The following is a 24,435-nucleotide window of genomic DNA, read 5'->3' on the forward strand; positions in this document are numbered from 1 at the left end:
TTCTCTTTATTGCTAGTGAATCAACACGCTAAGACTGGATAACGGAATGAGCATTAAGTCGGATAAATGGATACGCAGGATGGCTGAACAACACGGCATGATTGAGCCGTTTTCACCTGAACTGGTGCGTGAATCGAATGGCGAGAAAATCGTGTCCTATGGCACCTCTTCCTACGGTTACGATATCCGCTGTGCCGATGAATTCCGCGTGTTCACCAATATTAATAGCACCATTGTGGACCCCAAACAGTTTGATCCGCAATCGTTTGTCGAAGTCTCAGGCAAAGGCTACTGCGTGATCCCGCCCAACTCGTTTGCGCTGGCGCGCACGGTTGAATATTTCCGTATCCCGCGCTCGGTATTGACAGTCTGCCTGGGTAAATCAACGTATGCCCGCTGTGGCATTATTGTGAACGTCACCCCCTTTGAACCAGAATGGGAAGGCTATGTCACACTGGAATTCAGCAACACCACTCCACTACCCGCCAAAATCTATGCTGGCGAAGGCTGCGCCCAGGTGTTGTTTTTTGAATCTGATGAAGTCTGCGAAACCAGCTACAAAGACCGTGGCGGCAAATACCAAGGGCAGGTTGGTGTCACTCTGCCAAAAATATAAGCCTCCATTGAAAAGCAAGCCCACATTTAACACAAAGGCACGGAGTAAAAGCATGGCTTTCTCAGTGCCTTTGCATTTTCAGTGACAAGTAAGGATTCATTGAATGAAATTTAGATTCCCAGTCGTCATCATTGACGAAGACTTCCGCTCCGAAAACTCATCCGGCCTTGGCATCCGTGTGCTAGCCAAAGCGATAGAAGAAGAAGGTGCCGAAGTATTAGGTGTGACCAGCTACGGCGACCTGACCTCATTTGCACAGCAGCAGAGCCGTGCGTCAGCATTTATCCTTTCAATCGATGATGAGGAAATCGTCGAGGAAAAGCCGGAAGCGATTGAACAACTGCGTAATTTTGTGCAGGAAATTCGTTACCGCAATGAAGAAATCCCGATCTTCCTGCATGGCGAAACACGCACCAGCCGCCATATCCCGAACGATGTATTGCGCGAGCTGCACGGTTTTATCCACATGAACGAAGATACGCCGGAATTTGTGGCGCGCCTGATTATCCGTGAAGCCAAAGCCTACCTGGATAGCCTGCCCCCGCCCTTCTTCAAGGCCCTGACACATTACGCGGCAGATGGCTCCTACTCCTGGCACTGCCCTGGCCACTCCGGTGGCGTAGCGTTCCTGAAATCACCTGTGGGCCAGATGTTCCACCAGTTTTTCGGTGAAAATATGCTGCGCGCTGACGTGTGCAACGCCGTAGACGAGTTAGGGCAATTGCTTGACCATACCGGTCCGGTTGCTGCTTCAGAGCGTAATGCGGCGCGTATCTATAACTGCGACCATTTGTACTTTGTGACCAACGGTACCTCAACGTCCAACAAGATCGTCTGGAACTCGACCGTTGCGCCGGGCGACATCGTGGTGGTCGACCGCAATTGCCATAAATCCGTGCTGCACTCCATTATCATGACCGGCGCCATTCCGGTATTCCTGATGCCAACGCGTAATCACTTCGGTATTATCGGGCCGATTCCAAAAAGCGAATTTGCCTGGGAAAACATCCAGAAGAAAATCGAACGCAACCCGTTTGCGACTGACAAGAATGCCAAGCCGCGTGTTTTGACGATTACGCAATCGACTTATGACGGTGTGTTGTACAACGTCGAAGAGATCAAGGAAATGCTGGACGGCAAGATCGACACCCTGCATTTCGACGAAGCCTGGTTACCGCACGCGACTTTCCATGATTTCTATGGTGATTACCATGCAATCGGTGCAGATCGCCCGCGTTGTAAAGAATCCATGGTGTTTTCTACCCAGTCCACTCATAAATTGCTGGCTGGCCTGAGCCAGGCCTCGCAAATCCTGGTGCAGGATGCCCAGGACAACCATCTGGACAGGGATTTATTCAATGAGGCCTACCTGATGCACACTTCCACCAGCCCGCAATACTCGATTATTGCCAGCTGCGACGTGGCTGCGGCCATGATGGAGGCACCTGGCGGGACTGCGCTGGTTGAAGAGTCGCTGAAAGAAGCACTGGATTTCCGCCGTGCCATGCGCAAGGTCGACGAAGAATGGGGCACTGACTGGTGGTTCAAGGTATGGGGCCCGAACGATCTGTCTGAAGATGGCCTGGAAGAGCGCGATGCCTGGATGCTGAAAGCCAATGAGCGCTGGCACGGTTTCGGCAACCTGGCCGAAGGCTTCAACATGCTGGACCCGATCAAAGCCACCATCATCACTCCGGGGCTGGATGTCGATGGCGAGTTTTCCAGCGAGTTTGGCATTCCTGCTGCCATCGTCACCAAATACCTGGCAGAACATGGCGTCATTGTTGAGAAAACCGGCCTCTACTCATTCTTTATCATGTTCACCATCGGCATTACCAAAGGCCGCTGGAACACCATGGTAGCGGCTTTACAGCAATTTAAAGACGACTACGACAAAAACCATCCATTATGGAAAGTACTGCCAGAGTTTGTACAGAAACATCCGCGTTATGAGCGTATCGGCCTGAAAGATTTGTGTACGCAAATCCATGAAGTCTACAAAGCCAATGACGTGGCACGCCTGACCACCGAAATGTACCTGTCAGACATGGTGCCTGCCATGAAACCGACCGATGCCTTCTCGAAAATGGCCCACCGCAAGATAGAGCGCGTCGCAATCGACGACCTGGAAGATCGCGTCACTGCGGTATTGCTGACGCCCTACCCGCCAGGTATTCCCTTGCTGATCCCGGGGGAGCGCTTTAACAAAGTGATTGTGAATTACCTCAAGTTTGCACGTGAATTCAACGAAAAATTCCCGGGCTTTGAGACCGATAACCATGGGTTGGTGAAACAGGTGGTGGATGGTAAAGCTGAATATTTTGTTGATTGCGTCAAGCAGGAAGATTAACTGACTTTACAACTGGCACGATGAATCTCGGCATCAGATAGTTTTTAAGATCACCTTTCGTCCTTAGGCGACCTTCTTTTTATGCTTATCTACAAGAAAGAACGGTCGCCTAAAGGCGAAATAAATGCTTCATCAATCCAGATCGTAATGAATAGCAACTGCAATCTGGATAAGCAAAGTAACTCGCCAAGAGGCGAAAAGAAACGCCACATAGACACACAAACCCTGTCAATGCAAAAGCCTTAAAGAATTACCTTCACATCAACGCTCTGCAGGCTTGATGAAACGAGCATTGACCCGCGAACAACAATCTTAACTACGTCCGCTGATACACCAGATCACTATAATGCAAGCCATTGGCTGAGGTATGCGCCTCCTCACTCACCAGTTGCCAGTCATGCATTTCCATTTGCGGAAAGAACGCATCCCCACCGACATGCGCATAGACCCGCGTAATATACAGCCGCGTCACATAAGCCAATCCTTGCGCATACATCTCGGCCCCCCCGATCAGAAACGGTTCTTCATCCCCTGCGCATGCAGCCAGTGCCTCCGGTAACGAGTGTACGATTTTGGCGCCTTCCACTTTGTATTCAGGATCACGCGTCACAATCACTGTCGTCCGTCCAGGCAGCAAGCGGCCGAGCGACTCATAGGTTTTACGGCCCATAATAATATGATGACCCATGGTGAGCTGCTTGAAACGCTTGAGGTCTTCCGGCAAATGCCAGGGTAACTGGTTGTTGTGGCCGATCACACGGTTATCCGCGTGGGCGACGATCAGGGAAAGTGATTGCATAGGCCAATTCCTAAAAGGCTGACAGGCGTTTCAAGTCGTCAATGATGGCCTGGCTATGCCCGTCAGGATTCACATTGCTGTATGTCTGCGCAACCATGCCTTGCGGATCAATAATAAATGTCATGCGTTTGGCGGCCTGGAAGACAATCAGGTCAAACAGGGCACCATAAGCCTGCGCAACCTGGCCGCGGGTATCCGCCAGCAACGGGAATGGCAAGCGATGCTTGCTGGTAAAGCTGGCATGGCTGGCGACAGTGTCAACACTGATGCCTACCACTTCAGCCCCCAAAGCATGAATTTGCTGAATATCGTCACGGAAGTGGCAGGCCTCGCGGGTACAGCCTGGTGTATCGTCTTTGGGGTAGAAATAAATCACCAGCCAATGCCCTTGCCAGTCCGACAGCTGGCGCGTGTTTCCCTGTGCATCTGGCAAGCTGAAAGCCGGTGCCTTCATGCCCACATTCAACCGGGTAGATGGCTGCTGGTACTGGCGATATCCCCATACGGCCAGCCACAATAACAGTCCATACATGATCAGTTTCACGAGCATTGCTTTTCCTCTCTTACCACGGTTGAGTCGTTGACGCATCAAGCTGCTTATTGTACCTTAATCCGCCATCTCCCTTTTTAAGGCTCGCACAAACGCCCGAAGTATTGCAGCAACCTATGAATAATGAAGCCATTGAAAAACTGCTGAAACTGATTGCCCAGGACCCGCAAAGATGGGATGCGTATCAGCGACTGGCCGGGTTGATGCTGCAGAACAACGAATTTCATGCTGCCGAACAATATCTGCTGCAAGCGATCCACTTGCGCCCGGATAACCTGCAATTGCGTTTGCAACTGGCGAATTTGCATATGCGCACCCAGCAATTTGCGGCGGCACACGAGCACTACAAGCAGGCCATTAAACTGGATTCCAGGCAGGCGCAGCTCTATTACCTGGATGCCCGTGCACTGAAAAACCTGGGACGCACGCAGGAAGCCATCTTGCGCCTGCGCACGGTCACCAAACTGGATCCGCAGCATATCCAGGCATTTAACGAATGTGTGGATCTGATGCTGCAGTCACAGCAACTTGAAAAAGCCGCCGAAGTATTGAAACAGGCGGTCACCGCGCATCCTGAATATGCCCACTTCCACTACCGCCTTGGCGTTTTGCATCAGCAATTACAAGCGCCGACTGAGGCGCTGGCCTGCATGAATGCAGCCATCAGGATTCAAGCGGATTTTGCCGAAGCGCATCACCAGCGTGCATTGATCCTGCAGTTGCAGGGGCAACGCGAAGAAGCACTACGCGCTTTTCACCATGCGATCGCCCATCAACCGAATTTGCCCGTACCTTATAACAATCGCGGTGTCGTCTTATGCCAGTTGGGAAAATATCCGGAAGCGATTGCAGATTTCCGCCAGGCATTAAAACTAAATGCCAGCTATGCCTCTGCCTATTGCAACCTGGGATTAGCTTTATATGAAAACGGTGACACTGCAGAAGCTTACCAGTGCCTGGAAACCGCAATCACACATGCGCCCACCCATGCGCAGGCACGCTATTACCTGAGCATGCTCAAACTGGCGCGCGGCGAATACGAAGCCGGTTGGCCCATGTATGAATCACGCTGGCAGGTACTGCCTGCCGCTCCCTTGCCGGACCGGCAACTGTTATGGCCCGGAAATACCTCCTTGCTTGGTAAAACCATCCTGCTCCTGGCAGAACAGACGCTGAGTGATACTTTACAGTTTTGCCGCTATATTGCCCTGGTCAAGACATTCAAGCCTAACCAGCTCATCGTGGCTGTGCCTGACGCACTGTTTAATCTGTTTAATGAAATGTGGGCACATGATGGGGCCATCCAGGTCATTCGACAGGATGGCCGTCCGCTGCCGCATTTTGATACATACTGCCCCATGCTCAGCCTGCCAGCGGCATTCAGCACATTGGCAGACACCATTCCTGCCACGCTGCCATATCTGCAGGTTGCCGAGCGGCATCAACAGCCATGGCAACAATTGCTTGGCCCGGCCAGGCGGTTACGGATTGGCCTGAACTGGTGTGGCGACGAGCACAACAAATATGATCATTTGCGCAGCATTCCGCTGTACCTGATGGCACCGTTATTGCAGATGGAAGTTGAATGGCATAGCCTGCAGAAAGCGTTCCGGCGGGAAGACCACATCATGCTCAAGCGTTTCCCCATGCTGGAATGCCATCATCCGTCATTGTCCGACCTGACAGATACCGCCGGCCTGATCATGCAAATGGATTTAGTGATTTCGGTGGATACTGCCGTCGCACATTTAGCGGCAGCATTAGGCAAGCGGGTGTGGTTATTATTGCCGCAACAAGCCCATTTCCGCTGGCTGCAACAAGCCGAAACCTGCCCATGGTATCCAAATATGCGCCTGTTCAGGCAGTCCCCCGGTACGGCCTGGGAAAGCGTGATTGACCACGTCCACCAGGCCATCACCGATGAACTGGCCGGCAGGTAAAAGCACTCACTCCATGGATAAGGATGGCGCGCCCACAATGTGCATGGCGCGCGTTACGTCCACATGCAGCAATTGCGCAATGTCTTTGTAGTCATCAGGCAATGCGGCATTTTGCCAGCCGTCGGCAGAATGCCTGGCCAGATTCACCGCCAGTTGCACATTACGTGCACGTGGCAGGTACGCCCGTTGTTCATTCATCAGATCTGTCAGCAACGAAGGCAAATTAAAGACACGGACCAGCTCGGCTTGCAAATCGATAATCCGGAACCCCAGCACCTCCTGCTGCACCACGCGGCTACGCAAGGTTTTATCCGCTGCCTGGCGCCGGCTGATTTCATTCATGGCCTGCGGGTTAAAACACCACATCAGCATTTCAGCAAAGTCGTACAGTGAGGCTGCCACACGCACCTCTTCAGCGCGCAGATCCATCAGGTGGGCGGCAAACTCGGCCGCGAAATAACCGGCACGATGCGCGCGCACCATCAATTTCAGTAAATCCACTAGGGAGGAGGCATGTTGGCTCAAGACATCCTCCACATGCGGCACAGTAGGAATCTGCTCGAAAAACGTGCTGGTACCCATCATGATAATCGCCTGCTCCACCTGAGCCAGGTCATGCAGTTGATGACGACTACGGTGATTGTTGGCATAGGCCAGTACTTTAAATGTCATCAGGGGGTCATTGATGACTACCCGCGTGATATCGCGCACACCGGTCTCTTCTTCCCGCGCATGCAGCTGTGCCAGCTCCCTGGCCGTCTGCCGCAAGACGGGAATATCGGCATTTTCAAAGAACCTGACCCAGTCGGCAATATTCCGGTTTGCGCTTGCTTCAGTGAGTGTCACCATCCGAATCGCTCCTGCTTGTTTCATCCGCCCGAGTATAAAATATGGCGCCCCTGCCCCATAGGTTAATGAACTACATAATTCCTTGCCTGTTTCCATCATGGCGCAACTGTTTTAACGGCGTAAAAGCCCTGTTTCTTTAGCTATCAGGCACAAATGGCTATGTTAAAATACAGCTTTTAGTTATTCTTGTTGAAATCAGGCGACCAGTGCCCGTATTTCACGGCCCCAAGCTTATGGCAATTATTTTGCATACCCCTGAAGAAATAGAGAAAATGCGCGTGGCAGGCCGGTTGGCTGCCGAGGTGCTGGATTACATCACACCACATGTTGTCGCGGGCGTCACTACCAACCAGCTGGACAAGTTATGCCATGACTACATTGTCGATGTGCAGCATGCGATTCCTGCGCCATTGAACTATGCGCCTGACGGGCATACGCCTTACCCCAAATCGATTTGCACCTCGATCAACCAGCAGATCTGCCATGGTGTCCCCAGTGAAAAAGAACTCAAGAACGGCGATATCGTCAATCTCGACATTACGGTCATTAAAGACGGTTACCACGGCGATACATCACGCATGTTTATGGTCGGCAATGTGTCGCCACAGGCCAAACGCCTGTGTGAAATCACCTACCAGGCCATGTGGCGTGGCATTGAAAAAGTCAAACCTGGCAATACGCTGGGTGATATCGGTTATGCCATTCAGTCTTTTGCCGAGAGAAACGGCTACAGCATTGTGCGTGAATTCTGTGGTCATGGCATAGGCAAGAAATTCCACTGCGATCCGCAGGTGCTGCACTATGGCAAACCCGGTGCTGGCGTCACCCTCAAGCCCGGCATGATGTTTACCATTGAACCGATGATCAATGCCGGCCGCCGCGACATCAAATTCATGCCGGATGGCTGGACCGTGGTAACCAAGGACCGCAGCTTGTCTGCCCAATGGGAACACACCGTGCTGGTCACAGAAGATGGTTTTGAGATCATGACCGTATCTACCGGCACACCTCCGCGTCCGGCCGCATAAATGCTGCACCCATGACCGTGATTGCCAAAGAACAACTCAGGCACTGGCGTGAGTCGTTACAACTGGCACGCCGGCACATCGCCCAAACCTACCTGGCCAAACCACAGGCAAAACGCCTGCTACAGCAACACACCCGCCTGCTTGACCAGTTGTTACGCAACATTTGGCAAACCTATGCATTACCAGCCACGGTCAGCCTGATTGCGGTTGGTGGTTATGGCCGGGGCGAGATGTTTCCCCACTCAGATATCGACCTGCTGATCCTGATGCCAGACAACAGCGATCAGCTGTTGCAAACAGAAATCGAGTCCCTGATCGGCACCTTATGGGATATTGGCCTGAACATCGGCCATAGTGTACGTACGCTTGAAGAATGCCTGGATGAGGCTTTGCGGGATGTCACTATCATGACCAACCTGCTGGAAGCACGCTGCTTGACCGGCCATAAAGCTGTCTTTAAAACATTGATGCAATCGCTGCATGCGCAACTGGATCCGTCGCGATTCTTTACTGAAAAGTTACGTGAGCAACAAATCCGTCACGCAAAATTTCACGATACCGCTTATAACCTGGAGCCGAATATCAAGGAAAGCCCGGGTGGTCTGCGTGACTTGCATATGATTTTGTGGGTGGCCAGCAGCCAGCAATTGGGCAGCGACTGGCAACACCTGATGCAGGCTGGCTTGCTGAATGGCGCCCAAGCGCGCCAAATCAGGCAACACGAACGCCTGTTGCAGAATCTGCGTATCCGCCTGCACTTGCTGGCCGAGCGACGCGAAGACCGGCTGGTCTTTGATTTCCAGAATACCCTGGCTGACCAGATGGGTTACCAGACCAATGCGCAGAAGCGGGCCAGCGAACAATTGATGCAAGGGTTTTACCGTAGCGCCAAAGCCATCATCATTGAAAACGAGGTGCTGCTGAAACTGATGCATGCACGCATCAGCCCGCCTGAAACAGCAGCGACGCCAGTTGACGAAGATTTTACGTTATCCCAGGGATTGCTCAGTGCCCGCGCGCCAGACCTGTTCCAACGTAAGCCAGAAGCCATCCTGCGCTGCTTCCAACTGTTGCAGCAACATGTGTCGATAGCAGGATTCAGTGCTCCGCTGGTCAGGGCATTGCAGGCGGCACAATCACTGATTAACCGTGATTTCCGTCAACGCCCCTTGCATAAAGCCTTGTTTCTGCAAATACTGCAAAGCCGCGAAGGCGTGCACCGCAGTTTACGGCGCATGACACGCTACGGTATCCTGGGACGCTATATCCCGGCCTTTGGGCGGGTCAGCGCACAAATGCAGCATGACCTGTTTCATGTCTATACCGTCGATGAGCACACGTTGAATGTGCTGCGCAACCTGCGCCGGTTTGCCAAACCCGACCTGCAACATGAATTCCCGCTATGCAGCCAGTTGTTTGCAGCCTTCAATCAGCCGTATTTATTGTACCTGGCGGCAATTTTTCATGATATCGCCAAAGGCCGTGGCGGCGATCACTCGCTGCTGGGCACCCTGGATGCCAGGCGCTTTTGCCAGAAACATGGCCTGCCCAAGGCAGATACCGAACTGGTCGCCTGGCTGGTGGCATCGCACCTGAAACTTTCCAGTACGGCGCAGAAATCTGATTTGTCTGACCCCGAGGTCATTGAACGTTTTGCACAACTGGTGGGTTCTGAATCCCGCCTGACAGCCTTATACCTGCTGACGGTCGCGGATATCCGCGCCACCAGTCCCAATGTCTGGAATGCCTGGAAAGCCAAATTACTGGAAAGCCTGTTTTTACAGACGCGCCGCGTATTGCAGCAATCGCTGGATACTGAAGCCCAGCTCAGCCTGCGTAAACAGGAAGTGCTGCAAAAACTAAGCAGCTTTAATTTGAAAGAACATTCGGTCCAGCCTTTGTGGCAAGCCTTCGGGGCCAACTATTTCCAGCGCTTTGATAGTGATGAGATCGCCTGGCAGAGCCGTTTGCTCATCCCGCACCAGTTGACGCAGGCAGCGATTGTACGTGCACGCCTCAGCCCTAGCGGCGACGGTATTCAGGTGATGATTTACAGCCCTGACCAGAAAGAGGTTTTTGCACGGATCTGCCATTTCTTTGGCAGCATGCAATACAACATTGTGCAGGCTAAAATTTATACGACAGCCCATAGCTATGCGCTGGATAACTTCATCGTCCTGGAACCTAAAACACACCAGGTCAGTTATAACGGCTTACTGAAACATATCGAACAGGGCTTGACTGATCAACTCTGCCACACAGTCCCCATGCCATCACCGATTCATGGCCGTGTCAGCCGGCAAGTCAAACATATGCCTATCCCGACGCAAGTCAGCATACGCCCTGTCAGTGCCCACCATGACTACCTGCAGCTACAGCAACTGGACGTGGTCGCCAATGACAGGCCCGGCCTGCTGGCCAATATGGCGCTCATCCTGCTCCACCATGACGTGGCCTTGCATCATGCAAAGGTCAATACATTAGGCAATCGCGTTGAAGACAGCTTCCTGATTTCGGCCAGCGACGGCCAGCCGCTGAGCGAGACGCAGATGATTGCCTTGCAGGCAGCATTCAGCAAGCTCTGATCGCCAGTGAGTCATTTGCTGTGGGCGCTACTCAAATTGGTAGTGTTTGCGTAACGGTTTTTTCACTTCCCACACACATGCCAGGCCGCTGGCAAACGTCACCAGGTCGCCCGCCTGGAAACTCACAGGCTGGCCGCCATTGTCAGGCGTGACCGTCACTTCCCCTTCCAGGATATAGGCAACTTCCGTGCTGCTGTATTGCCATGTAAACGTGGATACCTCTTTACTCCAGGTTGGCCACTGCTTGACACCCAGCGCAGCCAATTGCTCTGCAGAAGGTTTTTCAACCGTAATCTGGCACATCTTTTTACTCCTGTCTGACTGTCGCATTTATACCAATTTCAGCACTTTTAGACTGGGCAATATCATCAAGATTCAACTGATCGCACTTTTGGCTGTTATATTTCAACTGGACTTTTCTTTTTTAACCTTACTTACGTCCCATGCTAGCAATAATGAAAAAAAATACTTTTGTTACGCTCATGTTTACTGCCTCAATGTCATTTAACACACACGCAGATACTTTAGGCCTTGCTCTCGGTAGCTACGATATAGACGGTTCTCATTCCGCCGCAGATTTCCGTTTGGATTATGAGTATGGCCATCCGGTCTGGCTGGAAAACCTGAAGCCGTGGCTGGGCGCAGAAGCCACTATGGATGGGAGCCTGTGGCTTGGGGGCGGCTTGTTATACGACTGGCAGTTTGCAGATAGCTGGCACCTGAAGCCAGGCATAGGAGCAGGCTATTATAGCCGTGGCAGCAGCGATCTCGATTTGGGTCATCCGATCGAATTCCGCTCCCAGCTGGAAATTGCCAAGGATATCAACTCGAACAACAGCCTGGGGCTGGCTATCAGCCATTTATCCAATGCCAATCTGGATAAGGAAAACCCGGGTGTTGAAGTGCTGAACGTGTATTGGCACTATCACTTCTGAATCGACCGGCCAAAATAAAAAACCCTGCAATGCAGGGTTTTTTATTGAATATTGACTACACCCTCTGATTAGAAGTGTTTGTAGTGTTTTTTCAATTGCTTGACCACTTCCCACTGGGATTTCAAGCCTTTTGGAAACTCAACATAGTCACCCGCCTTGATGGTGACAGTGTCACCACCTTGTGGCGTCACTTTGAACTCGCCTTCCAGTACGTAGGCTTTTTCAGTCATGGTGAAATCCAGGGGGAATTTGGAAGGTGGGCAATCCCAGGTGTTCCAGCTTGTTACGCCCAGTTCTTTCAGTTTTTCCTGGGATGGGTTATGGTCGATGATGATTTGTGTCATGACGTTTCCTTAAAATGTAATGAATAAAACCCGCAAATGAAAATGCCGCAATCCTGCGGCATTCATGTATGGCGGAAGAGGTGAGATTCGAACTCACGGAGGGCGTGAACCCTCGACAGTTTTCAAGACTGTTGCATTAAACCGCTCTGCCACTCTTCCCGAAAGGGCGCATTATAGCAAACAATCAGTCATCTGGAAGCGTCATGCCAGGAAAAAGTACATCATTAAAGCCAAATTTAGTCATATCCCGGACACGCATGGGGTAGAGAATACCGAAAAGATGGTCGCACTCATGCTGTACCACCCGGGCATGAAAGCCGCTCACGGTGCGATCGATCAGGTTCCCCTGCGGGTCAAATCCACGGTAACGCAACTGGCTGAACCGTGGTACCAGGCCGCGCATGCCGGGCACGGAGAGGCAACCTTCCCAGCCCTCCTCTTCCTCATCGCCAACAGGTGTGAGTTCAGGATTGATCAGGATGGTGAACGGCACTTCTTCGGCATCCGGATAACGCGGGTTTTTGCCAACGCCGAACATGACGACCTGCAAGCTGACACCGATCTGCGGCGCAGCAATGCCAGCGCCGCTCATATGCGTCATAGTGTCATGCATATCCTGGATCAATGCATGCAGTTCGGGCGTATCAAACCTGCTGACTTTATCCGCTGCCTGGTACAGCAGCGGATCGCCCATTCTCAAGACGGTTTTAATCGCCATTGACAACCTCCATCACACTTAAAACGCCGGACTGCTACGCGCTGAGGCACTCGTGTTCGGACAGATAATGCGCAATGATGTGACACACTTTATCCATGGTCTGTTGCAGCAAAGGCATCACTTGGTCAAAGTGGATCGCTTGCTCACTATCACCCCGCCCGGCCGCGAAATTGGCCACCGGGCAAATCGCGGCATAGGCCACGCCCAGCTCCCGCGCCAGTGCGGCTTCCGGCATGCCGGTCATGCCAACGATGGCGGCACCATCCCGCTCATAGCGGTCAATTTCCGCCGCCGTTTCCAGCCGCGGCCCCTGCACGCAGGCATAAACACCACCATCCACTACCGGGCAACCGGCAGCAACCGCAGCTTGCAGGCAGCGCTCACGCATGGCCTGCGAATAAGGCTGGGTGAAATCGATGTGCCTGACCGGCAACTCCACGCCATCATGATAGGTATTATCCCGGCCATAGGTGTAATCCAGTATCTGACCAGGCAATACGATATCTCCCGGCACTAGGTTGCGTGTAATGCCGCCCACGGTCGCCACCGCAAGCAGGTTTCTCACACCCACCGAATGCAATGCCCATACATTTGCCCGGTAATTCACCGCATGCGGCGGAATGGTATGCCCGCCCCCATGCCGCGCCAGGAATACCACTTCCTTGCCATTGACTTCACCAAACACCAATGGCTGCGAAGGATTGCCATAAGGCGTACGCACAATCAGGCGTTTTGAAATCTTCAGATTGGTCAGCTCCGTCAGCCCGGTCCCCCCGATAATGCCTAACATTCCATCATCTCCAACATTCAGTATTCTTTATCACTTGTTAATCTGCAAGACGTAAGCGTATCACGGATTTATGGCATACTTAAGCCATGCAAGCCTTTTCCAAGCCAGAGATCGCACCGGTCAGCCTGACTCTGGCAGATACCCATTATGAGAATTTCCCGGTGGCCTCCCTGCTGTTACCACCGCATCTGCGTCATGCAGTCAGCGTGATCTACCAGTTTGCGCGTGAGGCAGACGATATTGCCGATGAAGGTGATGCCAGTGAATCTGAACGATTAAAGGATTTACAAGGTTACGAAGATGAGCTGTTACTGATCCAGGCTTATATCCAGCCGGAACGCCCGCTGTTTAAAACACTGCAGCAAGTAGTCAGGGCCCACACACTGGACATTCAGTCACTGCTGGATTTAATCAACGCCTTTAAACAGGATGTAGTCAAAACCCGCTATGCCGATTTTGCGGAGTTGCTGGATTACTGTCGCCGCTCGGCCAACCCCGTCGGGCGATTGATGCTGCAACTGTATGCCAGCGATACCGCACAAAACCGTCATTGGTCTGACCAGATATGCACGGCGCTACAACTGATCAATTTTTACCAGGATATCGCCATAGACCTGCAGAAGCATGACCAGAGTGGGCGTATTTATTTATGCCTGGATGAAATGCAGGCAGCGGGCATCACTGAACAGGATTTGCGCAATCAGCGCCAGGATGCTGCCTGGCAGGCATTCTTTTTGTACAATGTAGCCCGCGCTGAACATATGCTGCTGGCTGGCAAGCCATTGGGCCGCCACCTGCCGGGCCGCATCGGCCTGGAACTGCGCATGATAGTCGCCGGTGGCGAGCGTATTATTCACAAACTGAAACGCTGCCATGGCGATATTTACCATCACCGTCCTACCCTCAATGCTTTTGACTGGCCGGTTATTTTTCTAAAAGCCCTGTTTAAACAATGACCCCGCAACAATACTGCCAGCAGAAAACCAGACAAAGCGGCTCCAGCTTTACCCTGAGTTTCCTGTTCCTGCCCAAGCATAAACGTGCAGCCATGACGGCACTTTATGCCTTCTGCCGTGAAGTCGATGATGTGGTGGATGAATGTACCGACTACCAGATTGCGCAAACCAAGCTGCAATGGTGGAAGCAGGAGGTACACCGTTTATTCCATGAAGTACCGCAGCATCCGGTAACCCAGGCACTCAAACCCGTCGTAGAGCAATTCTCCCTGCAAGAGCAGCACTTCATCGAAATCATTGATGGCATGCAGATGGATACCCAATACAACCGTTATGCCGATTTCGAGCAACTGGCCTTGTATTGCTATCGCGTTGCCAGCGTCGTTGGCCTGCTTTCGGCGCAAATTTTCGGCTATAGCGATAAATCCACCCTGGGTTATGCGCATGATCTGGGGCTGGCCTTCCAGCTCACCAATATCATCCGCGATATCGGTGAAGATGCCAGGCGTGGGCGCCTGTACCTGCCGCTGGACGAGCTGGAAAAAGCCGGTGTAACAGAACAACAGCTATTGCAAAGCCAGGCCTCCCCGCAAACACAAGCCTTGCTGCTCAAACAGATTGAACGTGCAGAACTGTTCTACGACAAGGCGATGAACCAGTTACCTGCCGCCGATATCAGGCCGCAATTGCCCGGCCTGATGATGGCAGCCATTTACCGTGCCCTGCTGCAGGAAATCAAGCAGGACCCCAACCTGGTACTCACGCATAAAATTGTGCTGCCGCCATTCAGGAAGCTCAAACTGGCACTGGGCGCATGGTTTAAATACCGCTAACCAGGACAAGTAATCCCGGGAATGAGCAAACACACGCATTCTTGCCGTCATATCGCCATTGTGGGCGCCGGGCTGGCTGGACTTTCTGCAGCGATCAGGCTACTTCAACAAGGCCACCAGGTAGTGTTATTCGACGCAGCGCCCCAGGCTGGTGGCCGGGCACGTGGCATATTGCATGATCAGGCCGTCATCGATAATGGCCAGCACCTGTGCCTGGGGGCTTACCATGCCACACTGGCCTTGCTACGCGAGGCTGACTTGAACGCAGAACAAGTTTTTACGCGTGTGCCATTGGCCTTGCATATGCACAATGGCCCGCAGCGCATGTCCCTGGTCACACCGGCTTGCTTGCCCGCCCCGCTGCATGTGTTATGGGGACTGATGACTGCACGTGGCCTGGCCCTCACCGATAAATGGCACGCCATACGCTGGATGCTGTCTTTAAAGAAACATGCGTTCAGGCTGACACAAGACATCACCGTTGAGTCGCTGCTCAAGCAAGGCCGGCAAACGGATACAGTGACCAGGATGTTATGGGAACCGTTATGCCTGGCGGCTTTAAATACGCCACTCGCGACGGCCAGCGCCCAGGTATTCCTGAATATATTGCATGACAGTTTTCAACAGCGCCGGTCTGACAGTGACTTCCTGATTATCAAGTCCGACCTGTCCAGCACCTTGATTGAACCATTAATGGAGAAAGTTTCGGCACTAGGTGGCCAGGTTTGCCTGCGCACAGCGGTTGTTTCGGTCAGACATGAAAGCGGGAAATGCATCGTGGAAACGGCACAAGCGCAACAGTCATTTGATGATGTCATTCTGGCGGTCGGGCCACATCAGCTTAAAACCATCGTCAGTGGTTTGCCGCTACCATCATTCGATTACCAACCGATTACCACTGTCTATTTGCAATATCCTTCCGCCACCCGGCTGCCCCATGCAGTGATGGGGCTTTGCCACGGCATCGCGCAATGGGCTTTTGATCGTGGTCCATGCTGCAACCAGCCAGGGCTGCTGGCCATTGTGATCAGCGCACATGGCCCACTGCCCAGCGATAAACTCCTATTGATCCGGCAGTGCATTACCGAATTAAACCAAGCCCTGTCAGCCTACGGCATGCACCTGGACCAGCCTCCGCTCTGGACACAAGTCATTACCGAAAAACGCGCTACCTTCAGTTGTACGCCTGGCCTGCAACGGCCACACACCACGACGGTACAGCCGCATATTTACCTGGCAGGCGATTATATCGCCTGCCCTTATCCGGCCACCATCGAAAGCGCGGTGAGCAGTGGTTTCGCTGCTGCAGGGCAGCTATCAGCTGCTCATTAAACCGCCGCTGTTAAAAGCGCTATCCGCTTTAACAGCGACTTTAATACAGCTTGCCGATTACCCACGTAGCAAATCGATTGCCTGCTCCAGTCGATCAATCGCATCAATATGCAACCCAGATACACCGCCTTTTGGCGCATTGGCTTTGGGGATGATGGCATGGGTGAATCCCAGTTTGGCCGCTTCTTTCAAACGTTCCTGACCGCGCTGCACCGGGCGCACCTCCCCGGCCAGGCCGACTTCACCGAATACAACTAACTTGTGAGGCAATGGTTTATTTTTGAGGGAGGAGACAATCGCCAGCAATACCGCCAGATCGACGGCTGGCTCACTGATTTTGACACCGCCGACCGCATTGATAAACACATCCTGGTCATAACAGGCCACACCGGCATGCCTATGCAGCACGGCCAGCAACATCGCCAGGCGGTTTTGTTCCAGGCCTACACACAGGCGCTTGGGGTTAGGTGCATGTGCGGTATCCACCAATGCCTGAATCTCGACCAGTAAAGGTCGCGTACCTTCTTGCGTGACAGTGATACACGAGCCAGGCACGGGTGCGTCATGATGCGATAAAAACAATGCTGATGGATTGCTGACCTCGCGTAATCCCTTTTCGGTCATGGCGAACACGCCAAGCTCATTCACGGCGCCAAAACGGTTTTTAAAGGCGCGGATCAGGCGAAAACTCGAATTCTGGTCGCCTTCGAAGTAGAGCACGCTATCGACAATATGCTCCAGCACGCGCGGTCCGGCCAGCGAACCTTCCTTGGTGACATGGCCCACCAGTATCATGCTGATACCCAGCTGCTTGGCGATACGCGTCAATTGCGCACTGCATTCACGTACCTGCGCGACCGAGCCTGGCGCAGACTGCAAAGCCTCGGAATACACGGTTTGAATCGAGTCGATCACCACCACATCCGGTTGATGCTGTTGTAGCACATGACTGATTTTTTCCAGATTGATCTCCGCCAGTACATCGACCTGGCTGGCATCCAGCCCCAGGCGTTTGGCACGCATGGCAATCTGCTGGGCCGATTCTTCACCGCTGATGTAAAACGCCTTCAGTTGCTGTGAAACTTTACACACGGTTTGTAGCAACAAGGTTGACTTGCCAATGCCGGGATCCCCACCAATCAGCACCACGCCACCCGCCACCAGGCCGCCACCCAATACGCGGTCAAACTCCAAGATACCCGTGGGCTGGCGCGACACATCCTGTGCTTCGACATCGGCCAGTTTCTGCAATTGCGCAGTGGGTGCCAGGCTGGCAAAACGGCTCTGGCTGGGGGCCTCAGGTACCGTTTCCACCAGGGTATTCCAGGCATGGCAACTCGGGCATTGACCTTGCCATTTTGGTTCAGCCGCACCGCATTCGGTACAGGTATATTGTGTTTTTGCTTTAGCCATGGCAATTAATCAATCACGTGCATGGGAACACGCGCGGTGACCGCGCACAGTAACTCGTAGCCTATGGTGCCACTCGCCTGCGCCACCGCATCCACTGGCACAAGATTGCCCCATAATTCTACCGGGCTGCCAATCCGGGCATCAGGAATATGTGTAATGTCTGCTGCCAGCATATCCATGGATACGCGACCCAGAGTACGGGTCAGCACACCATTAACGGCAATCGGCGTACCGCTAGGGGCATGGCGTGGATAGCCATCGGCGTAACCGCAAGCCACAATACCTACCCGGGTGACCGTGTCTGCCGTGAATAAACTGCCGTAACCTACACTTTCCCCAGCCTGGATTTCCTGTATGCCGATCACGCCAGATTGCAAGGTCATTACGGGTTTCAAGCCCAATGAAGCGGCTGTTTTTTCTGCAATGGGCGTCGCACCATATAGCATGATGCCGGGGCGTACCCAGTTCGCATGTGTCCGTGGCTGCTGGATCACCGCCGCAGAATTGGCCAGTGACCGCTGGTATGGTTGCGCATCCGTCACCCGTGCGACTGTGGCCATCGCTTGAGTCACGCCATCAGGGACATCTGCATTGGCAAAGTGCGTCATCAGCACAATTTCACTGACATTGCCAGAACTGGCCAACTGATTCAGTGCATCCTGGTAGTCCGCAGGCTGAAAACCCAGGCGATGCATGCCGCTATCCAGCTTCAGGTAAGCGCGAACGGGGATATTGACCTGGTAATCAAGTAGCCATTGCAGTTGGCCGTGATGGGAAACCACGATATCCAGCTGGTAGCGATCCACTAGCGCCATCTCTTCAGCCGAAAAAATACCTTCCAGCAACAAGATGGGATGCTGATAGCCAGCCTCGCGCAATGCCACAGCTTCACTGATATTCAGCACTGCAAACGCATCGGTTTCTTTCAAGCCGCGCGCGGCATTGAGCAGGCCATGACCGTAAGCATTGGCCTTGACCACGGCAATCACCCTGGAATGCGGTGCATAACGCCTGACTTGCGCCAGGTTATGCGCCAGTGCGGTTTCCGAAATATGGGCAACAATAGGACGCATGCTAATGCTCGTTAATATTCATCCGGCATATATGCAGCGTTCGCATAGTCTGCGAAACGGGTATGCGCACCCATAAAGGTCAGGCGCACGCGGCCAATCGGGCCGTTACGCTGTTTGGCAATGATAATCTCGGCGGTGCCTTTCTCGGCACTATCCGGGTTGTAATATTCGTCACGGTAGACGAACATAATCAAGTCGGCATCCTGTTCGATAGCACCTGATTCACGCAAGTCACTCATGACCGGACGCTTGTCCGGACGCTGGTCCACACTGCGGTTAAGCTGCGAAATTGCGATCAGCGGGACATTGAGCTCTTTGGCCAGTGCTTTCAATGAGCGTGAAATCTCGGAAATCTCGGTGGCACGGTTCTCGCCCGCCCGACCAGCCGGTGAAGTCATTAACTGCAAATAGTCGATGACAATCAGGCCCAGCTCGCCGGTCTGCCTGTGCAAACGGCGTGCACGCGCACGTACATCGAAGCTGCTCAAGCCCGCACCCTCATCGATATAAATCGGCGCTTCGTTCAGCTTACCTAACGCAGTCGTGAGTTTCTCCCAGTCCTCGTCTTCGAGGTTACCGTTACGCATTTTGTGCTGGTCCAGGCGGCCAATCGAGCCGATCATACGCGTGGTCAGCTGTGTGGCACCCATCTCCATGGAGAAAATGGCTACCGCTTTATTGGTGTCCAGCGCCACGTTCTCGGCAATATTGATCGCAAATGCCGTTTTACCCATGGATGGACGGCCGGCAATAATCACCATATCCCCCCCCTGCAGGCCGGAAGTCATGGAATCGAGGTCGGTAAAGCCGGTTGGGATGCCGGTCACATCAGAATGGTTTTCGCGTGAATACAGGTAGTCAATGCGGTCAGCCACTTGCGGCAGCAAAACCTGCATCCCCAGAAAGCCCTGGCTCTTGCGGTTACCACCTTCGGCAATCTGGAAAATCTTGGCTTCCGCCTCATCCAGCAATTGCTGCGCATCGCGGCCATTGGGCTGATAGGCACTTTCGGCAATATCCGTACCCACTATCACCAGCTGGCGCATGACAAAACGCTCATGCACAATTTCTGCATAGCGACGGATATTGGCCGCTGTGGGAGTATTTTGCGCCAACGCACCCAGGTAGGCCACACCACCGACCGTGGTCAGTTCACTGCTGTTTTCCAGCGATTCGGCCACAGTGACAATATCGGCTGGCTGGTTGCGTTCAATCAGGCGGGCGATATGCTCGTAAATCAGCTTGTGGTCATGCTGGTAAAAATCCTGGGGGGCCAGGATATCGGCAATCTTGTCCAGCGCTTCGTTGTCCAGCAACAAACCACCCAGCACGGACTGCTCGGCTTCGATGGAATGCGGGGGGAGTTTGAGATATTCTAGTTGTTCGTCAGCCATCCGGCGATTATACCGAAAAGCGAATCGTCGTTTTCGTGTTTTAAAATTTACTCTGTCTGAAGGTGGGTAAAACTGAACTGATTTTCAATCAAGGATGTAAGTATTCAGTTTGAGACAGCAAATGGAATATGGAATCTCTACTGATTTCTGATACTTTCTTTTTCGCCTTTAGGCGAGTGACTTTCTGGTGTTTGTCCCACAGAAAGTAACCACAACCAACGCAGTGTTGCGGCGTAGGCTAACCTTTAGGTTAAGCCATGCAATGGCGGCCGTAGCCAAAGAGGAGCACACCCACCATCACGGCCTGACGGCTCCCTTGCGTTGCTCACCAAAATAAGCGGTCGCGAAAGTCCTAGTCCGAGCAACGCAGGGAACAAGCGGAAGTTGGGGTGTCCTGCTCTTTGCCTTCTTTCTTATGGGCAAGCATAAGTAAGAAAGAATGGTCGCCGTAAAGGCGAAATAAATGCCTAATCAACCCAGCAAGGTAATCAATAACAACTGCACTCTGAACAAGAAAAACAAAAAAGGCTACCGAAGTAGCCTTTTAATATGTGTAGAGAATCTTAAATTAAGCTTCAGCAACCACAGTCACAGTGATATCTACGACAACATCATGGTGCAGTGCAACACTCACAGCAGATTCGCCGATGGTTTTCAGTGGGCCATTTGGCAGACGCACTTCAGATTTCTTCACATCATGGCCTTGTGCCTGTAAACCGGCAGCGATGTCCATATTGGTGACGGAACCGAACAGGCGACCGTCCACACCGGCTTTTTGAGCCACTGTCAGTACGAAACCAGCCAGTTTTTCGCCACGTGCCTGTGCCGCAGCCAACAGGTCAGCCTGTTGTTTTTCCAGCTCGGCACGTTGTGCAGCAAAGACAGCCTTGTTGGCTTCTGTGGCACGTTTGGCTTTACCTTGCGGGATCAGGAAGTTACGGCCGTAACCGTCTTTCACTTTCACCACGTCGCCCAGGGAGCCCAGGTTTGCTACTTTTTCCAGTAAAATTACTTGCATGTTATTCTCCTAAGCCGCCGATTAACCTGGGTGTTTGTCTGTGTAAGGCATCAGTGCCAGGAAACGTGCGCGTTTAACCGCAGTTGTCAGTTGGCGCTGGTATTTAGCCTTGGTACCAGTCATACGGGCTGGAATGATTTTGAAGTTTTCGGACACGAAATCCTTCAACAGATCCACGTCTTTGTAATCAACTTCTTTGATGCCTTCTGCACTGAAACGGCAGTAACGGCGGCGTTTGTACATATCTCTTGCCATTTAAAACTCCTTCAATTCTGTATGCTGTATTAGCTGTATCTCTTGTATATGCATGACCACTTGTGTGCTTTTTGCACTACGCTGTGCCAGGAAGCCTTTGGCCTTGATCTTATCTCCGCTTTGCAATGCAAGACCGGCTTTTTCACCAATCAGCACTGCCGGTAACTGGCACTGCACTTTACGATTCAGGCCGGCTTCTTGCTGCTCTGAATCATGTTGCAACTGCAAACGCAACAAGGGTAACCCGGCCGGTGTATAGCGTAACGGTTCAATGGTTTGCACCGTCGCTGCAATCACCAGCGTATTCACAACGATTAGGCGGCTGCCTCAGTCGTGGCTGCAGGTGCATCACCCACGATGGTTTTGGATTTTTCCTCTTTCATCATCGGGCTTGGTGCAGTCACTGCTGTTTTAGTCGAGATAGTCAGGTGACGTAATACAGCATCGTTAAATTTGAAGCCGTGCTCCAACTCTTCCAGCACTTCCTGGCTCACTTCGATGTTCATCAATACGTAGTGGGCTTTGTGTACTTTCTGAATTGGGTAGGCGAGTTGACGACGGCCCCAGTCTTCCAGACGGTGGATGTTGCCGCCATTGCCGGTGATTTGTGCGCGGTAACGCTCAATCATCGCAGGCACTTGTTCACTCTGGTCCGGGTGAACAATAAACACGATTTCATAGTGTCGCATGTGATCTCCTTACGGTTATCAGCCACCCCGAATGCGAGTCAGGTGTGGCAAGGTTGAAAAACAGGGGATTATAAACTGGAAATTGTGCTTTAATCAAGCACTTATGCAAAAGACGATGAGTGCAGCCTAATGATCAGGAGGATTGATCTCCAGACTTTTATCCTCTTTAGGCAGGTAGTAAGGGTCCGCCACATAGCCCGGCCCTTTCATAATGATAATCACCAGCAACCCTATCATCAGGGCGCCGATAAAAAACCAGAATGTAAACAGCAAACCGAGAAACAGTGAAGTGCGTTCAAGATTCTGTGCCAGCAGATCGCCCTGCTGCCACCATGTATACATAATCGGTGCAGCAAATAGCAGGGTTCCCAGCAACCACCATTTAGGCAGTTTCTTTAACAATTGCCACTCTTTGTGGCTGGGATAACGCACACTATTCGGAAGCTTGTTCAGGATACCCATACTTAACTCTACTGCTGACTTGTCACACTTTGACCGCATAAAGCATCATTTATTCATTTTAATCCATATTCCCTATAAAAAAGCTGAATGACGCCCATGAAAATATCGCATATCATCTTTAATAGCCTGTTTCACTGCTGGTTTATGCCCGGGAGCCATCTGCCGGGGAAAGATAAATTAAAGAAGAACCACCATGCTGCCGTAAACGAAGTAAACCATGAATGTCTATGGACAATGCTGTCCTGCGCTGAATAACTTTGAGGTAACTTCATGCTGACACAACAAAAACAGGCGCCCTGGGAGGGAGTCCTGCATGCCATCCAGCACTCGTATGCCATTAAGCGCCATGCCGATTTTTTCAGCTGGCTGAAACAAGACATCCACCCGCTGATGCGGCATGACATCCTGCTCGCAACCTGGGGAAACTTCAATACGGGTGAGCTCGGCTTTGATGTCACTTCATCGCTGCCTGACGTCACCACGCAACGCCTGCTGCAGGATTCCGCCATTGTGAACTACCTCATGTGCAATCTGTATAAACGCTGGCTTGAGAACGACGAAAAATGGTATGTGGTCAACCGTTTTGATGCCAGCGGCATACATAGTCAATCGCCTAACCCGTTTACCCAGCAACTGATCAAAATGCATTCATTACTGGTATATGGCGTGCGTGATACGCGTCGCCAGGCAGATTGCATTTATGTTTTTTTTGACCGCACGCGTGAATTTCATGTGCCTGATCAATTACTGGGCATGATTATGCCGCACCTGGATGCCGCCATCCGCCGCATCGAACACCTGAAACCGATTGTCAAAGATGAAGACCTGCTGGATACCATGGCCCAAGGCAGTCTATCTGACCGCGAGCAGGAAATCCTGCACTGGGTGCGCAGTGGTAAGACCAACCTGGAAATTGGCATGATCCTGAATATCAGCGCCAATACGGTTAAAAACCACCTCAAACGTATTTTCCAGAAACTGGATGTCTCTTGCCGGGCGCAAGCTGTGGCCAAAACAGGCGTGTTCAGCGGCATGCCCAAACCAAGCTAGTTAGAAACACACCCTCAATCGCGCCCGGTAAAACGCTGGATATCACGCATCTGGCGCTTGGTGGGCCTGCCCATACCACGGTCACGCCCGGCATATTGATCCGCACCGCTTTCCTTGAGCTGTTGCCGTATCCGCACACTGTCTTCAGTTTCACGATAGAGGAGCGCCGCTTCCGGTGCTCCACGCCGCACATTACTCAAGGCCAGCACTTCCACTTCAATCTGCATGTCCTTGTTTTTGATACCGACCAGCATCCCTGGTTTCATCTCCCTGGCATTCTTTGCCCGGTCACCATCAATACGCACCTTGCCGCTATCAACCGCATCCGCCGCCAGGCTACGGGTTTTAAAAAAGCGCGCGGCCCACAGCCATTTATCAAGGCGACAACTATTCTCTTCGTCATCATCCGGCTGCGTTTTTTTATCCTGCTTTTTGTTGTGTGACCTGGCCATAAGA

26 protein-coding genes and 1 tRNA gene are annotated in these 24,435 nt (G+C 52.4%); 10 read left to right on the plus strand and 17 right to left on the minus strand.

The window, feature by feature from the left end:
- The first annotated feature begins 46 nt into the window (after positions 1-46).
- Positions 47-616, plus strand: coding sequence for a dCTP deaminase (gene dcd, locus BLP53_RS01665; RefSeq protein WP_091468887.1), 570 nt, complete (start codon positions 47-49; stop codon positions 614-616).
- 103 nt (positions 617-719) lie between these two features.
- Entirely contained in the window at positions 720-2,966 is a 2,247-nt protein-coding gene (locus BLP53_RS01670) for an arginine/lysine/ornithine decarboxylase (RefSeq protein ID WP_091468890.1), read from the plus strand.
- Positions 2,967-3,282: 316 nt separating this feature from the next.
- Here the strand turns inward: BLP53_RS01670 and BLP53_RS01675 are convergent, their stop codons facing one another.
- A complete protein-coding gene (locus BLP53_RS01675; protein ID WP_091468894.1) occupies positions 3,283-3,765 on the minus strand; it encodes a dihydrofolate reductase in 483 nt (160 codons plus the stop codon).
- Between the two features lie 10 nt (positions 3,766-3,775).
- A complete protein-coding gene (locus tag BLP53_RS01680) occupies positions 3,776-4,315 on the minus strand; it encodes a peroxiredoxin (RefSeq protein ID WP_091468898.1) in 540 nt (179 codons plus the stop codon).
- 116 nt (positions 4,316-4,431) lie between these two features.
- Here BLP53_RS01680 and BLP53_RS01685 point away from each other — a divergent pair, with 116 nt between their 5' ends.
- Positions 4,432-6,255, plus strand: a complete 1,824-nt coding sequence (locus BLP53_RS01685) for a tetratricopeptide repeat protein (RefSeq protein ID WP_091468901.1) — start codon at positions 4,432-4,434, stop codon at positions 6,253-6,255.
- Positions 6,256-6,261: 6 nt separating this feature from the next.
- Here BLP53_RS01685 and BLP53_RS01690 read toward each other — a convergent pair whose 3' ends face one another.
- Complete coding sequence (locus BLP53_RS01690) at positions 6,262-7,104, minus strand: HDOD domain-containing protein (RefSeq protein WP_091468905.1); 843 nt, start codon at positions 7,102-7,104, stop codon at positions 6,262-6,264.
- 233 nt (positions 7,105-7,337) lie between these two features.
- Between BLP53_RS01690 and map the strand changes: the two genes are divergently transcribed.
- Both map and BLP53_RS01700 read left to right on the plus strand, forming a co-directional pair.
- Entirely contained in the window at positions 7,338-8,132 is a 795-nt protein-coding gene (gene map, locus BLP53_RS01695; protein WP_091468908.1) for a type I methionyl aminopeptidase, read from the plus strand.
- 11 nt (positions 8,133-8,143) lie between these two features.
- Positions 8,144-10,717 (plus strand): [protein-PII] uridylyltransferase, encoded by a 2,574-nt coding sequence (locus BLP53_RS01700; RefSeq protein WP_091468912.1) that lies wholly within the window; start codon positions 8,144-8,146, stop codon positions 10,715-10,717.
- A 27-nt stretch (positions 10,718-10,744) separates the two neighbouring features.
- On the opposite strand, the gene BLP53_RS01705 is transcribed toward BLP53_RS01700, so the two are convergent.
- On the minus strand, positions 10,745-11,020 hold the full coding sequence (locus BLP53_RS01705) for a cupin domain-containing protein (protein ID WP_091468915.1): 276 nt from the start codon (positions 11,018-11,020) through the stop codon (positions 10,745-10,747).
- Between the two features lie 194 nt (positions 11,021-11,214).
- Here BLP53_RS01705 and BLP53_RS01710 point away from each other — a divergent pair, with 194 nt between their 5' ends.
- Positions 11,215-11,652: an acyloxyacyl hydrolase gene (locus BLP53_RS01710; RefSeq protein ID WP_176755183.1), complete on the plus strand. Its 438-nt coding sequence runs from the start codon at positions 11,215-11,217 to the stop codon at positions 11,650-11,652.
- A gap of 68 nt (positions 11,653-11,720) precedes the next feature.
- Here BLP53_RS01710 and BLP53_RS01715 read toward each other — a convergent pair whose 3' ends face one another.
- The 4 genes from BLP53_RS01715 to BLP53_RS01730 all read right to left on the minus strand — a co-directional run bounded on the left by BLP53_RS01715 (position 11,721) and on the right by BLP53_RS01730 (position 13,504).
- Complete coding sequence (locus tag BLP53_RS01715) at positions 11,721-11,996, minus strand: cupin domain-containing protein (protein WP_091468923.1); 276 nt, start codon at positions 11,994-11,996, stop codon at positions 11,721-11,723.
- Between the two features lie 69 nt (positions 11,997-12,065).
- A tRNA-Ser gene (locus BLP53_RS01720) sits at positions 12,066-12,155 on the minus strand.
- A gap of 25 nt (positions 12,156-12,180) precedes the next feature.
- Complete coding sequence (gene def, locus BLP53_RS01725) at positions 12,181-12,714, minus strand: peptide deformylase (RefSeq protein WP_091468927.1); 534 nt, start codon at positions 12,712-12,714, stop codon at positions 12,181-12,183.
- A gap of 34 nt (positions 12,715-12,748) precedes the next feature.
- A complete protein-coding gene (locus BLP53_RS01730) occupies positions 12,749-13,504 on the minus strand; it encodes an S-methyl-5'-thioinosine phosphorylase (protein WP_091468931.1) in 756 nt (251 codons plus the stop codon).
- 86 nt (positions 13,505-13,590) lie between these two features.
- Between BLP53_RS01730 and hpnC the strand changes: the two genes are divergently transcribed.
- Genes hpnC through hpnE form a run of 3 tightly spaced genes read left to right on the plus strand, consistent with a single transcriptional unit; the run spans position 13,591 to position 16,625 of the window.
- Positions 13,591-14,460, plus strand: coding sequence for a squalene synthase HpnC (gene hpnC, locus BLP53_RS01735; RefSeq protein WP_091468934.1), 870 nt, complete (start codon positions 13,591-13,593; stop codon positions 14,458-14,460).
- Entirely contained in the window at positions 14,457-15,293 is an 837-nt protein-coding gene (gene hpnD, locus BLP53_RS01740) for a presqualene diphosphate synthase HpnD (RefSeq protein ID WP_091468937.1), read from the plus strand. The genes hpnC and hpnD overlap by 4 nt, the downstream gene beginning before the upstream one ends.
- 21 nt (positions 15,294-15,314) lie before the next feature.
- On the plus strand, positions 15,315-16,625 hold the full coding sequence (gene hpnE / locus BLP53_RS01745) for a hydroxysqualene dehydroxylase HpnE (protein WP_091468941.1): 1,311 nt from the start codon (positions 15,315-15,317) through the stop codon (positions 16,623-16,625).
- A gap of 57 nt (positions 16,626-16,682) precedes the next feature.
- Here hpnE and radA read toward each other — a convergent pair whose 3' ends face one another.
- The 8 genes from radA to BLP53_RS01785 all read right to left on the minus strand — a co-directional run bounded on the left by radA (position 16,683) and on the right by BLP53_RS01785 (position 22,968).
- Positions 16,683-18,038 (minus strand): DNA repair protein RadA, encoded by a 1,356-nt coding sequence (gene radA / locus BLP53_RS01750; protein ID WP_091468946.1) that lies wholly within the window; start codon positions 18,036-18,038, stop codon positions 16,683-16,685.
- Between the two features lie 5 nt (positions 18,039-18,043).
- Positions 18,044-19,111: an alanine racemase gene (gene alr, locus BLP53_RS01755; protein ID WP_091468949.1), complete on the minus strand. Its 1,068-nt coding sequence runs from the start codon at positions 19,109-19,111 to the stop codon at positions 18,044-18,046.
- A gap of 11 nt (positions 19,112-19,122) precedes the next feature.
- Positions 19,123-20,505 (minus strand): replicative DNA helicase, encoded by a 1,383-nt coding sequence (gene dnaB / locus BLP53_RS01760; protein ID WP_091468951.1) that lies wholly within the window; start codon positions 20,503-20,505, stop codon positions 19,123-19,125.
- A 568-nt stretch (positions 20,506-21,073) separates the two neighbouring features.
- Positions 21,074-21,523 carry a 50S ribosomal protein L9 gene (gene rplI / locus BLP53_RS01765; protein ID WP_091468954.1) on the minus strand — a complete coding sequence of 150 codons (450 nt, stop codon included), beginning with the start codon at positions 21,521-21,523 and terminating at the stop codon, positions 21,074-21,076.
- A 21-nt stretch (positions 21,524-21,544) separates the two neighbouring features.
- A complete protein-coding gene (gene rpsR, locus BLP53_RS01770) occupies positions 21,545-21,778 on the minus strand; it encodes a 30S ribosomal protein S18 (protein ID WP_024929836.1) in 234 nt (77 codons plus the stop codon).
- The gene (gene priB / locus BLP53_RS01775; RefSeq protein ID WP_091468957.1) at positions 21,779-22,087 is read right to left on the minus strand and encodes a primosomal replication protein N; all 309 of its coding nucleotides are present in this window, start codon (positions 22,085-22,087) and stop codon (positions 21,779-21,781) included.
- A gap of 5 nt (positions 22,088-22,092) precedes the next feature.
- Positions 22,093-22,467 (minus strand): 30S ribosomal protein S6, encoded by a 375-nt coding sequence (rpsF, locus tag BLP53_RS01780; protein ID WP_091468961.1) that lies wholly within the window; start codon positions 22,465-22,467, stop codon positions 22,093-22,095.
- 126 nt (positions 22,468-22,593) lie between these two features.
- Positions 22,594-22,968, minus strand: a complete 375-nt coding sequence (locus BLP53_RS01785) for a hypothetical protein (protein WP_245652578.1) — start codon at positions 22,966-22,968, stop codon at positions 22,594-22,596.
- A gap of 231 nt (positions 22,969-23,199) precedes the next feature.
- On the opposite strand from BLP53_RS01785, the gene epsA reads away from it, so the two are divergent.
- Positions 23,200-23,979 (plus strand): XrtB/PEP-CTERM-associated transcriptional regulator EpsA, encoded by a 780-nt coding sequence (gene epsA / locus BLP53_RS01790; protein WP_091468968.1) that lies wholly within the window; start codon positions 23,200-23,202, stop codon positions 23,977-23,979.
- Between the two features lie 14 nt (positions 23,980-23,993).
- On the opposite strand, the gene BLP53_RS01795 is transcribed toward epsA, so the two are convergent.
- Complete coding sequence (locus tag BLP53_RS01795) at positions 23,994-24,431, minus strand: RNA-binding S4 domain-containing protein (RefSeq protein ID WP_091468972.1); 438 nt, start codon at positions 24,429-24,431, stop codon at positions 23,994-23,996.
- Positions 24,432-24,435 lie beyond the last annotated feature (4 nt).

Origin of the sequence: Methylophilus rhizosphaerae (assembly GCF_900100975.1) — a bacterium.
In the GTDB taxonomy this organism is placed as follows: Bacteria; Pseudomonadota; Gammaproteobacteria; order Burkholderiales; family Methylophilaceae; genus Methylophilus; species Methylophilus rhizosphaerae.

Excerpts from the sequence above, each read along its gene's own strand:
- dcd (WP_091468887.1), top strand. The coding sequence starts at position 47 with ATGAGCATTAAGTCGGATAAATGGATACGCAGGATGGCTGAACAACAC.
- BLP53_RS01670 (WP_091468890.1), top strand. The coding sequence starts at position 720 with ATGAAATTTAGATTCCCAGTCGTCATCATTGACGAAGACTTCCGCTCC.
- BLP53_RS01675 (WP_091468894.1), bottom strand. The coding sequence starts at position 3,765 with ATGCAATCACTTTCCCTGATCGTCGCCCACGCGGATAACCGTGTGATC.
- BLP53_RS01680 (WP_091468898.1), bottom strand. The coding sequence starts at position 4,315 with ATGCTCGTGAAACTGATCATGTATGGACTGTTATTGTGGCTGGCCGTA.
- BLP53_RS01685 (WP_091468901.1), top strand. The coding sequence starts at position 4,432 with ATGAATAATGAAGCCATTGAAAAACTGCTGAAACTGATTGCCCAGGAC.
- BLP53_RS01690 (WP_091468905.1), bottom strand. The coding sequence starts at position 7,104 with ATGGTGACACTCACTGAAGCAAGCGCAAACCGGAATATTGCCGACTGG.
- map (WP_091468908.1), top strand. The coding sequence starts at position 7,338 with ATGGCAATTATTTTGCATACCCCTGAAGAAATAGAGAAAATGCGCGTG.
- BLP53_RS01700 (WP_091468912.1), top strand. The coding sequence starts at position 8,144 with ATGACCGTGATTGCCAAAGAACAACTCAGGCACTGGCGTGAGTCGTTA.
- BLP53_RS01705 (WP_091468915.1), bottom strand. The coding sequence starts at position 11,020 with ATGTGCCAGATTACGGTTGAAAAACCTTCTGCAGAGCAATTGGCTGCG.
- BLP53_RS01710 (WP_176755183.1), top strand. The coding sequence starts at position 11,215 with ATGTCATTTAACACACACGCAGATACTTTAGGCCTTGCTCTCGGTAGC.
- BLP53_RS01715 (WP_091468923.1), bottom strand. The coding sequence starts at position 11,996 with ATGACACAAATCATCATCGACCATAACCCATCCCAGGAAAAACTGAAA.
- def (WP_091468927.1), bottom strand. The coding sequence starts at position 12,714 with ATGGCGATTAAAACCGTCTTGAGAATGGGCGATCCGCTGCTGTACCAG.
- BLP53_RS01730 (WP_091468931.1), bottom strand. The coding sequence starts at position 13,504 with ATGTTAGGCATTATCGGGGGGACCGGGCTGACGGAGCTGACCAATCTG.
- hpnC (WP_091468934.1), top strand. The coding sequence starts at position 13,591 with ATGCAAGCCTTTTCCAAGCCAGAGATCGCACCGGTCAGCCTGACTCTG.
- hpnD (WP_091468937.1), top strand. The coding sequence starts at position 14,457 with ATGACCCCGCAACAATACTGCCAGCAGAAAACCAGACAAAGCGGCTCC.
- hpnE (WP_091468941.1), top strand. The coding sequence starts at position 15,315 with ATGAGCAAACACACGCATTCTTGCCGTCATATCGCCATTGTGGGCGCC.
- radA (WP_091468946.1), bottom strand. The coding sequence starts at position 18,038 with ATGGCTAAAGCAAAAACACAATATACCTGTACCGAATGCGGTGCGGCT.
- alr (WP_091468949.1), bottom strand. The coding sequence starts at position 19,111 with ATGCGTCCTATTGTTGCCCATATTTCGGAAACCGCACTGGCGCATAAC.
- dnaB (WP_091468951.1), bottom strand. The coding sequence starts at position 20,505 with ATGGCTGACGAACAACTAGAATATCTCAAACTCCCCCCGCATTCCATC.
- rplI (WP_091468954.1), bottom strand. The coding sequence starts at position 21,523 with ATGCAAGTAATTTTACTGGAAAAAGTAGCAAACCTGGGCTCCCTGGGC.
- rpsR (WP_024929836.1), bottom strand. The coding sequence starts at position 21,778 with ATGGCAAGAGATATGTACAAACGCCGCCGTTACTGCCGTTTCAGTGCA.
- rpsF (WP_091468961.1), bottom strand. The coding sequence starts at position 22,467 with ATGCGACACTATGAAATCGTGTTTATTGTTCACCCGGACCAGAGTGAA.
- BLP53_RS01785 (WP_245652578.1), bottom strand. The coding sequence starts at position 22,968 with ATGCGGTCAAAGTGTGACAAGTCAGCAGTAGAGTTAAGTATGGGTATC.
- epsA (WP_091468968.1), top strand. The coding sequence starts at position 23,200 with ATGCTGACACAACAAAAACAGGCGCCCTGGGAGGGAGTCCTGCATGCC.
- BLP53_RS01795 (WP_091468972.1), bottom strand. The coding sequence starts at position 24,431 with ATGGCCAGGTCACACAACAAAAAGCAGGATAAAAAAACGCAGCCGGAT.